Source organism: Mycobacterium sp., assembly GCF_052145595.1.
GTDB lineage: Bacteria > Actinomycetota > Actinomycetes > Mycobacteriales > Mycobacteriaceae > Mycobacterium.
The window spans coordinates 1-8,656 of the sequence record NZ_JBKQOI010000246.1 but is presented as its reverse complement, the minus strand read 5'-3'; the positions used below and the strand labels follow the sequence as shown (position 1 = coordinate 8,656).

Annotated in this window: 11 protein-coding genes; 5 read left to right on the top strand and 6 right to left on the bottom strand. The window is 64.8% G+C overall.

Annotated elements, in window-relative coordinates:
• Positions 1 to 655: acetolactate decarboxylase (gene budA, locus ACLP4W_RS21530; RefSeq protein WP_442389436.1), on the top strand; the 655-nt coding region annotated here is incomplete at its 5' end.
• A gap of 80 nt (positions 656 to 735) precedes the next feature.
• Positions 736 to 1,851 carry a glycosyltransferase gene (locus tag ACLP4W_RS21525; protein ID WP_442389434.1) on the top strand — a complete coding sequence of 372 codons (1,116 nt, stop codon included), beginning with the start codon at positions 736 to 738 and terminating at the stop codon, positions 1,849 to 1,851.
• A gap of 12 nt (positions 1,852 to 1,863) precedes the next feature.
• On the opposite strand, the gene ACLP4W_RS21520 is transcribed toward ACLP4W_RS21525, so the two are convergent.
• From ACLP4W_RS21520 to ACLP4W_RS21505, 4 genes are all read right to left on the bottom strand, one after another.
• Positions 1,864 to 2,703, bottom strand: coding sequence for a class I SAM-dependent methyltransferase (locus ACLP4W_RS21520; RefSeq protein WP_442389432.1), 840 nt, complete (start codon positions 2,701 to 2,703; stop codon positions 1,864 to 1,866).
• Positions 2,700 to 3,425: a TetR/AcrR family transcriptional regulator gene (locus ACLP4W_RS21515; protein ID WP_442389430.1), complete on the bottom strand. Its 726-nt coding sequence runs from the start codon at positions 3,423 to 3,425 to the stop codon at positions 2,700 to 2,702. Before ACLP4W_RS21515 ends, ACLP4W_RS21520 begins: the two co-directional genes overlap by 4 nt.
• Positions 3,409 to 3,885, bottom strand: coding sequence for a hypothetical protein (locus ACLP4W_RS21510; RefSeq protein ID WP_442389428.1), 477 nt, complete (start codon positions 3,883 to 3,885; stop codon positions 3,409 to 3,411). Before ACLP4W_RS21510 ends, ACLP4W_RS21515 begins: the two co-directional genes overlap by 17 nt.
• A gap of 156 nt (positions 3,886 to 4,041) precedes the next feature.
• Complete coding sequence (locus ACLP4W_RS21505; RefSeq protein WP_442389426.1) at positions 4,042 to 4,368, bottom strand: DUF732 domain-containing protein; 327 nt, start codon at positions 4,366 to 4,368, stop codon at positions 4,042 to 4,044.
• 308 nt (positions 4,369 to 4,676) lie between these two features.
• Between ACLP4W_RS21505 and ACLP4W_RS21500 the strand changes: the two genes are divergently transcribed.
• The gene (locus ACLP4W_RS21500) at positions 4,677 to 5,525 is read left to right on the top strand and encodes a sulfurtransferase (RefSeq protein ID WP_442389424.1); all 849 of its coding nucleotides are present in this window, start codon (positions 4,677 to 4,679) and stop codon (positions 5,523 to 5,525) included.
• A 2-nt stretch (positions 5,526 to 5,527) separates the two neighbouring features.
• On the opposite strand, the gene ACLP4W_RS21495 is transcribed toward ACLP4W_RS21500, so the two are convergent.
• Positions 5,528 to 6,508: a 5'-methylthioadenosine/S-adenosylhomocysteine nucleosidase gene (locus ACLP4W_RS21495; RefSeq protein ID WP_442389422.1), complete on the bottom strand. Its 981-nt coding sequence runs from the start codon at positions 6,506 to 6,508 to the stop codon at positions 5,528 to 5,530.
• Between the two features lie 244 nt (positions 6,509 to 6,752).
• Here ACLP4W_RS21495 and ACLP4W_RS21490 point away from each other — a divergent pair, with 244 nt between their 5' ends.
• Both ACLP4W_RS21490 and ACLP4W_RS21485 read left to right on the top strand, forming a co-directional pair.
• Positions 6,753 to 7,544 carry an alpha/beta hydrolase gene (locus ACLP4W_RS21490; protein ID WP_442389420.1) on the top strand — a complete coding sequence of 264 codons (792 nt, stop codon included), beginning with the start codon at positions 6,753 to 6,755 and terminating at the stop codon, positions 7,542 to 7,544.
• Positions 7,545 to 7,615: 71 nt separating this feature from the next.
• Positions 7,616 to 8,398, top strand: coding sequence for an SDR family NAD(P)-dependent oxidoreductase (locus ACLP4W_RS21485; RefSeq protein WP_442389418.1), 783 nt, complete (start codon positions 7,616 to 7,618; stop codon positions 8,396 to 8,398).
• A gap of 44 nt (positions 8,399 to 8,442) precedes the next feature.
• Here the strand turns inward: ACLP4W_RS21485 and ACLP4W_RS21480 are convergent.
• On the bottom strand, positions 8,443 to 8,656 hold a 214-nt coding region (locus ACLP4W_RS21480; protein ID WP_442389416.1), incomplete at its 5' end, for a zinc ribbon domain-containing protein.

Below are 8,656 nucleotides of genomic sequence, written 5' to 3'. Positions count from 1 at the left end.
CACCGTCGCCGACATCCTGCGGCACGGCGACTTCGGCCTGGGCACCTTCAATCACCTTGATGGCGAGATGGTCATCCTCGACGGCGTCTGCTATCGGTTGCGCGCGGACGGAACCGCCACCCGGGCGGCGCCAACCGATCGCACCCCGTTCGCGGCGGTCACCCGCTTCCACAGCGACTTCGAGATCACGGTCGAAACCCGCACCGGCCGGACGCAGGTTGCCGCCGCGATCGACCGCCAAATCCAAAGCACCAACCTGATTTACGCGATCCGGATCACCGGGCACTTCGCCGAACTGCACACCCGCACCGTGATGGCGCAGAAACCGCCCTATCCGCCCCTGACACAAGCGACCGAAGAGCAGGCCGAAACCGTATTCGTCGATGTGTCCGGGACAGTGGTCGGGTTCCGCACCCCCGACTTCGAACAAGGCATCTCCGTCGCCGGATACCACCTGCACTTCCTCAACAATGACCACACCGGCGGGGGCCATGTCCTCGACTTCAGCCTCGAGCGCGGAAAGGTCGCAGTCAGCGGCGCATCGCAGTTGCATCTGAGCCTGCCCACTTCCGGTGCGTTCCTCGGTGCGCAACTGTCCGGCGACGACCTGGCCGAGCGGATCGGTAAAGCCGAAGGTCCCAAAGGGACCGACTGAGCAGCGGAATTCATGGACTGTTAAAGCCAGCGTCGTTTCCATATCGTTGACTGCACACGCGCGCCGCGTCTTCTCACGGTATGCGCGTTGTACAGGTCGCCAACTTCTATGGCCCTCGCTCCGGCGGCCTTCGCACCGCGGTGGATCGGCTGGGCGCCGAATACTGCGCCACCGGACATGAAGTGTTTTTGATCGTCCCCGGTCCCTACGCCGAACGTACCCAGCTGCCCACGGGTGTGGTGCGAATCACTCTGCCCGCTAGGCTGATTCCATTCACCGGGGGCTATCGCGCGGTGATGCCGGGGCCCGTCAAATCGCTACTGGAAGCTTTGAAGCCCGACGCATTGGAGGTCTCCGACCGGCTCACCCTGAGGTCGCTGGGGCCGTGGGGCCGCGAATACGGCGCCAGGACGGTGATGATTTCCCATGAGCGCCTGGATCGCCTTGTGGGCCAAGTACTTCCGCGTCGGGCCGCGCAAAAGTTCGCGGACTTCGCCAACGCGCGCACGGCCGCCAACTATGACACGGTCGTGTGCACCACGGGATTCGCGCGAGAAGAATTCGACCGGATCGGCGCGACGAACACCGTCACCGTCCCACTGGGTGTGGACCTGCAGACCTTTCACCCCCGCCGACACTCTTACCTGGTGCGGCGGCGCTGGGCCGCACCTCAGCAGATCCTGCTGGTCCACTGCGGCCGGCTGTCAGTGGAAAAGCGTGTCGATCGCAGCATCGACGCGCTCGGCGCGTTGTGCCATGCCGGCGTCGACGCCCGACTGGTCGTGGTGGGCGAGGGCCCGTTGCGGGCAAAGCTGGAGAGACAGGCCGCTCGGCTGCCGATCGACTTCACCGGTTTCATCAACAACCGGCACACCGTCGCGGGGCTGCTGGCCTCGGCCGATGTGACGCTGGCGCCCGGACCGCACGAGACATTCGGGCTGGCCGCCCTGGAATCGCTGGCATGCGGAACACCGGCCGTGGTGTCCCGCACTTCGGCGCTGACCGAGATCATCACCCCGGAAAGCGGTGCCCTGGCCGACAACGACCCGTTCGCCATGGCGAGAGCGGTCGGCACGATCTTCAGCCGGCCCGAATACCACCGCCGCAGCTCCGCACGACGCCGCGCGGAGAACTTCACCTGGGAACAGGCGGCGGCCGGCATGCTGGCGTCGTTGGGAACCCAAGAAACCGCGTAGGGCTCGGCGAATTCAGAAGCGGTAGCGGACCACCACCGTGCCGATCAACCGGGAAAGGCGCGCGCTGGGTGCCGCCAGTCGGGCCGTTGCGCGCAGCAGGAGCGGAAGCTCGGCAACCTCGGGTGCTCGGGTGAGAAAGATCTCCTCGACCAGCTTCAGGCCGCCCACCCAGCGCTCCGGCTGCCGGGGGTCGTCAAAACCGGGATTGACCACCCCGCCGGCGATGACGGCCATGCTCGAAGCGTGCTTGAGCGCCCAAATGGCGTTGCGGGTATAGAGATTGAATGCCAGCTCCCCGCTGGGGAAGTGGCTGGCCAGCCGGTTCAGCAGGGAGACGAATCCGTCCTGGGTGAGGAAGGCGATGAGGCCGTCGGCGACGATCATGGCCGGCCGCGAGCTGGGGACGCCCTCGAGCAAGGCCGGGTCGGTGAGGTCCGCGCTGATGCCGTGGGCATCGGTGCGTGGCGGAACCACGTGTGCGCGCAGACCCATGACCTCGGGAAAGTCGATGTCGTACCACGCCACGGTAGGCGGCGGGTCAACGCGGAACATCCTGGTGTCCAGGCCGACGCCCAGCTCCAGCACCACCGCATCCGGGTGGTCGGAGGTGAAGCGGCGCACCACATCGTCGAGCGTCTTGGCCCGTACCGCGATGTCGAAGACCCTGGATCGTTGGTCGAGGAATTTGGTTGTCAGCGCGGGAAATCGAGCCAGGTCGTAGCCGACCTTCGTGATGATCTCGTCGGCCATGGTGTCGCCGAGGAATGGGCGCGGCAACCGGCTGTCGAGGGCCCTGCCGCCCAGCGTGAGAAACAGGCTCTCTTGCGCGGGTGTGAAAGCCGGAAGCTTCATGCCGACGATGTCCCTTCCCCCCAGCCGCGGGGTAGTGCTGCGACCATGGCCTCGACCTGCGCGCGCGTGAGTGTGGTGATGCTTCCGTCCGGCAGTCCGAGGATGCGGTCGATGGCGAGCCCGTGGAGCCTGAACCTGGTTGTCAGACGGTCGATTGCCCGCTCGCGGGCGGGCTGGTCGGCGGCCTGGAACACCTCCAGGATGTTCGAGTTCGTGCGCGCCGCAAGGCCATAGATCATGTCGGCGACGCCTTCGGGGTCGAACGTGTCGAAGACGCCTTCTTCGACGCCGTCCGATATCAGCCGGGTGAGCAAGGGCAGGAACAGCGCTTGCTCGACGGCCAGGATTCGTCCGTACAGGTGGGCATTGTCCGGGCGCAGCAACGACACCATCGCGGCCAGTTGCTCCGGTCCGCCCAGCTTCATGTTGACGTCAAATCCCGCCTGCAAGACCGCGTTCAGCCGCGCCAACGCGTCGCCATTGCAGGCGGCGACGGCGCCCTCGACAAAGGCGAATTCTTCGCGCGCGCTGCGCTCGGCCAAGGCGGTCACCAGCGCGTCCTTGGACGGAAACCAATGGTAAAAGGCGCCTTTGGAGACGCCGGCGTCGGCGATCAGATCGTTGAGGCTCACGTTGTCGAATCCGTGTCGCACAAACAGCCCCGCCGCCCGATCGAGCAGCTCCGCGCGGCGGATGTCGGGATGCTTAACTACCCGCGGCATGCGGGCGATCCTCGGTCGGGCTCGCCACGGCTTTCAGGGTGCCGCGCTCCGGTTTCCAGCCGACGTAGGTCAGGTAGAGCCCGGCCGTAGCGAGGCAGATGAACACGACCCAAATCGCCGCGGACGCACCCGAACTGTAGACGGCGTTGCCGGCCGCATCGTAGGCCGAAGGAACCGTCAGCAGCAGCACCCCGCGTATCAGGAAAAACCAGCCCACCAGGGACACGATGACCGCCGCGGGGCTGCGCCAGTACTGGTGAAACGCGATGATGAAAAGGCCGCCCGCCAAGAGAATGGCGCCGTAGAGCCACGGCCACATAGGGTTGGCCTTGAACTCATTGAACAACACCTCCATGTAGTGCCCGCGCACCGCAACCGTGGTGGGCACGATGGTCAAAAACGGGCCCATCACGCGGGCGAACGAACGGGTGCGGATCTGTGACTGCTCGGATGTGCTCATTGCTCTACCTCCCTGGTTGCCCAGGAAGTGTATACCGACCAGTGGTCGGTATACCAGACCGACAGTCGGTAATGCGGCGACGCGTCGGCACCAAACGCTGATCAACGGCAGCCTGATGCCGCAAATAGAGCGAGAACTTGGCCCGCAGGGAGGCCGCTATCCGCCCGGCTTGTTCGCAGGGTGTTTGTCCGGGCAGTAATCCGCAGTGGCCGCGCCGATGAAAAATTCGGCTTGCTGCTGGGTCAGTTTGTGTGATCCCGTCAGCTGGTCCACCTCGTCTTTTTGGGAGTAGCCCGAGCCGAGATCCTGGCACATCACCTTGGCCATGTTGACGGCCCCCGGGAGGTTGATGCCATGATCCTGCAGGTAGTTGGTGAAGTCCGCATCCGTCTGGTCGGCCCGCGCGACGGCCGCGGGCGCCAGCATGACGGCCAGCGCCAGACCGAACGTGCAAGCAGAGATCTTCTTTGTCATTTCGCTCATCACTTTCGAAGCTTCGCATCGACCCCGGATCAACACAGGGGTCTGAAGTAACACATCAGAAGGGTCCGATGTAATTAATCCTTCCGTGTGAGCGGGTCGGCGGTCAATAGCGCACTCGTCGCGCGGCCGTCGAAATCCAAAGTTCAACCCGCCGTTCACTTTTAGTTCCGATCGAATTTAATCCCGATCGTGTGTCTGAGCTCGCTGGAGACGGTAAAGGCTCGTCCCCATCGTTCACCTTTAGTTCAGGCGGCGTTCAATTCCGGTCGCGCGGCTAGGCTCGTCGGAGACAACGAGGAGGTACACCCGTGGAGGCACGCGACCAGGTGTTGATCACGGCCACCGAGCTGGTCGCCCTCATCGACGCCCGCGATCCGGTGACCATACTCGACGTGCGCTGGCGGGTGGACCAGCCCGATGGGCGTGCGGCCTATCTGCAGGGCCACCTGCCGGGCGCGTTGTACGTGTCACTCGAGGACGAGCTGAGCGACCACACGATCGCCGGCCGTGGCCGTCACCCGCTGCCGTCGGGGCGCAGCCTGGAGGCTGCCGCACGCAAATGGGGAGTCCGGCAGGACGGGTTGGTCGTGGTGTACGACGACTGGAATCGAGCCGGTTCCGCACGAGCGTGGTGGGTGCTGACCGCGGCCGGGCTCGAGAACGTACGCATTCTGGACGGCGGCTTGTCCGCCTGGCTGTCGGCAGGACGGAGCCTTGACACCGGTCCGGTTGACCCACAGCCCGGGAATGCGACTGTGCCGCACGCTGATCTGTATGCCGGAAGCCGAGCTACGTTGACGGCGGAGCAAATCGGCGCGGTGACTCTGCTCGATGCGCGCGCGCCGGAACGGTTCCGCGGCGACGTTGAACCCCTCGACCCGGTCGCCGGTCACATCCCCGGCGCCAAGAACCTTCCCAGCGTCGCCGTCCTCGCGGACGACGGCACCTTTGTCGGCGACGACGCGCTCACCCAACTGCTTTCCCGGCGCGGCATCGATCACGACGGTGGTGTGGGTGTGTACTGCGGCTCCGGCGTCACCGCGGCCGTCACCGTCGCGGCGCTCGCTGCGACGGGCCGAGAAGCCGCCCTGTACCCGGGGTCATGGTCGGAGTGGTGTTCGGATCCGGCCCGCGCCGTCGGCCGCGGTCCCGAGTAGCGTCAGACGCCGGCCCAGCTCTGCAGAAAAGCCGCGGTCACCCGGGCGGCGTTGTCCGCCGCGATCTGCTTGTAGAAGAAGAACTCGAACGGGAAGCCGGGCAGGTGGAGCGGATCGTCGGCCCCGTCCGAAATGCCACGGATACCCAGAAACGGGACCCCATGCGCATCGGCGACAGCCTGCACCGCCGCCGTCTCCATGTCCGTCGCGTCTAAGGCAGGGTTCGACGTCGACGAGATATTGAGGTTGCTGATCAGAGCGTTTTTCAGCCAGGGCCCCGCTGCCTGGAAAAAGTTGCCGGTGTACAGAAGTGAGCGATCGGGTGCGCTACAGGGTTGGCAACCAAAAACGTCGCCGCCGTTCGGGATGCACGGGAATGCCTGGCCGTTGTTGTTGTCGGAGCTGGCTCCGTCGCCGCCGACGACCACTTTCGGCTGGCGCTTCAGATCGATCAGCTTGACGACGGGAGCGTTCTTGCACAGGCAGATGGGGTTGCCAAGGTAATTGATGCCTTCCAGGGCGACGCTCAGTGTCTGGGCCGCGGCCAGCATCCCTGGATCGACCGGATGAAACGTTGTGCCGTTGTCCAGGGTCCAGCGGGCCGGTACGGCCACGTCCCCGATGCTGACGCGCTCGCCACCCCCGGCGACGCCCGAAAACACCACCGCGCCAACGGAAATGGACGACGCGCAAGTGAATCGGGCAAACGCGGTCTCGGCGGTTTCGGTCGCGTTCACCAGGCCGATGCCGGTCATCGCCACGATCACCTTCTTGTCGCCGATCGAACCGAGGTAGAAGTGTCGGCGGTCAGCCACCACCACCGGGTGGCGGTCGAGCGTGGTGTGGGACAAGACCGCGTCGGCCTCGGCCGGAAACGCGGACAGGACCAGCGTGCGCTGTTCGCAGGACTCGAACGTCACGTGTGGCGCGTCCTCGGGTTCGGCGGCGGCCACGCCGGCGCCCACCGGCAGAGCAGCGGCCACGGCGAGGACCACCCGAAAAGGCCTGAGCACGCTCCCCCTGGTCTTCTGTCGGTCATGAATGCCGAGACTCGCTGCGTTATGGACATGGCTAATATGATGACTTGCCTCGATTTTCGCGCACTCGGGGCGCAGGTGAATATTCGTTATCGTTCTTGTTGTTTAGCGATTGCGTGTCGTTATTCAACCGCGGCTCTGCGGCTTTAGGCGCCTTGACGTTGCGGCTAACCCATAAAGGAGTCGGGTCATGCTCGATGTGATCGATAGAGAACCTTCCCGCGAGTCACATAAAGCGCCGTTGCTCTTTGTCCACGGTGCCTGGCATGGCGCCTGGTGCTGGGACGAACATTTCCTCGACTTCTTCGCTGCGAAGGGCTATCGGTCGCTGGCTGTGAGCCTTCGCGGCCATGGCAAAAGTCCCGCACCAAAACCCATGCAATTCTGTTCGATCGCGGACTTCGTTGACGACGTCAATTCAGTTGCCAGCGGCCTACCCAAACGACCGGTGGTGATCGGCCACTCGATGGGCGGCTTCGTGGTGCAAAAGTACCTGGAGTCGCACGACGCTCCAGCCTCCGTGCTGCTCGCGTCCGTACCCGTGAGCGGGATCACCAAATTCTTGCTGCGCAGGTTTCAGCGGCACCCGTGGTGCACAGCGCGAAGCATGGCGATGACCAAGTCGTTGCGCAGCGTTGGTGGTACGCCCGAATTGGCCCGCGAAAGTTTCTTTTCCGAGTCGTTGCCCGACGCCGACGTCGTGCGCTACGCCGCGCTGCTCGGGGAGGAGTACGTGGGAAAAATTGTGCTCGACATGTTGTGGCTCAACCTGCCCAGGCCTAACCTCGTCACCACTCCGCTGCTGGTCTTGGGGGCCGAAGACGACATCCTTTTCTCGCGGCGGGAAGTCCTTGCGACCGCACGTGCGTATCGCACCGAACCAGAAATCTTCCCCAAAATGGCCCACGACATGATGCTCGAGCCCGGGTGGGCTGCCGTGGCCGAGCGAATCCACACCTGGCTCGAAAATCGTGACGCCTGAGCGACAAGCCTCTTTCATGCCGAGGCCGGGTCGGCTTAATTGACTCTTGATACAACGTTAAGATCCCCGAAATGACAGGCCGGCTGGACGGCAAGGTCGCGATCATCACCGGGGCAAGCACCGGCCTGGGACCGGTGATGGGCTCGCTGTTCGTCGCGGAAGGCGCCCGGGTGCTGCTGGCCGCGCGACGCGAAGGCCTGGTCCGCGACGCCGCGAAGGCGGCGGGTCCCGGCGCGATCGCGATGCGCGCCGACGTGACCGACGAGGCTGACGTCGCGGCGATGGTGGCGCGTGCGGTCGACGAGTTCGGCCATGTCGACATCCTGTGCAATAACGCCGCCGCGCCCGGGCGGGACCGCTGGATCTGGGAGCAGACCCTGGACAACTGGAACGCCACCATCGCCATTGACGTCACCGCGGCGATGCTGTGCACCCGTGAAGTGCTCAGCCAGTCGATGTTGCAACGCCGCCGCGGAGTCATCCTGAACTTCTCGTCGACGGCCGGCTACGCCGGCCTGGTCCGCAAGACCCACTACGTCACCGCCAAGGCGTCGCTTCGGGCGTTCACCAAGGCCGTTGCCTTGGAGGTCGGTCCACACGGCATCCGGTGCAATTGCATTGTGCCCGGGGCCATCGACACCGAGCTGTGGCGTAACTGGGTCCAGCGCACCGCCGACGAGCAGGGGGTCGACTTCGCGACCCAGCGCGCGAAGTCACTCAAAGGCGTTGCATTACAGGATATTTCCTCGCCCGAAGACGTCGCCAACCTGGCGCTGTTCCTGGCCAGCGACGAAAGCCGAACCATCACAGGTCAATCGATTCCCGTCGACGCCGGAGGGTATATGCAGGGTTGACGTCCTCCACCGGCTTGAGCCGGTGGATTCCAACCCCGTTACACCTAGACAGCAGGAGAACAGAGTTGAGGTTCACGGTTCGCAGACCGGCTAGCGCCGAGGTCTCCCCGTGCTGTCACCGCCCGTCCGGTGGCGATGTTGCGTGCGGCGTTCACGTCAGCATTGCACGGCCCCGCACCGCAGGCCACGCACTGGAAAACCGCTTGGCTCTTACGGTTTTCCGGCGCGACATGCCCGCAGTAAGAGCACCGTTGCGAC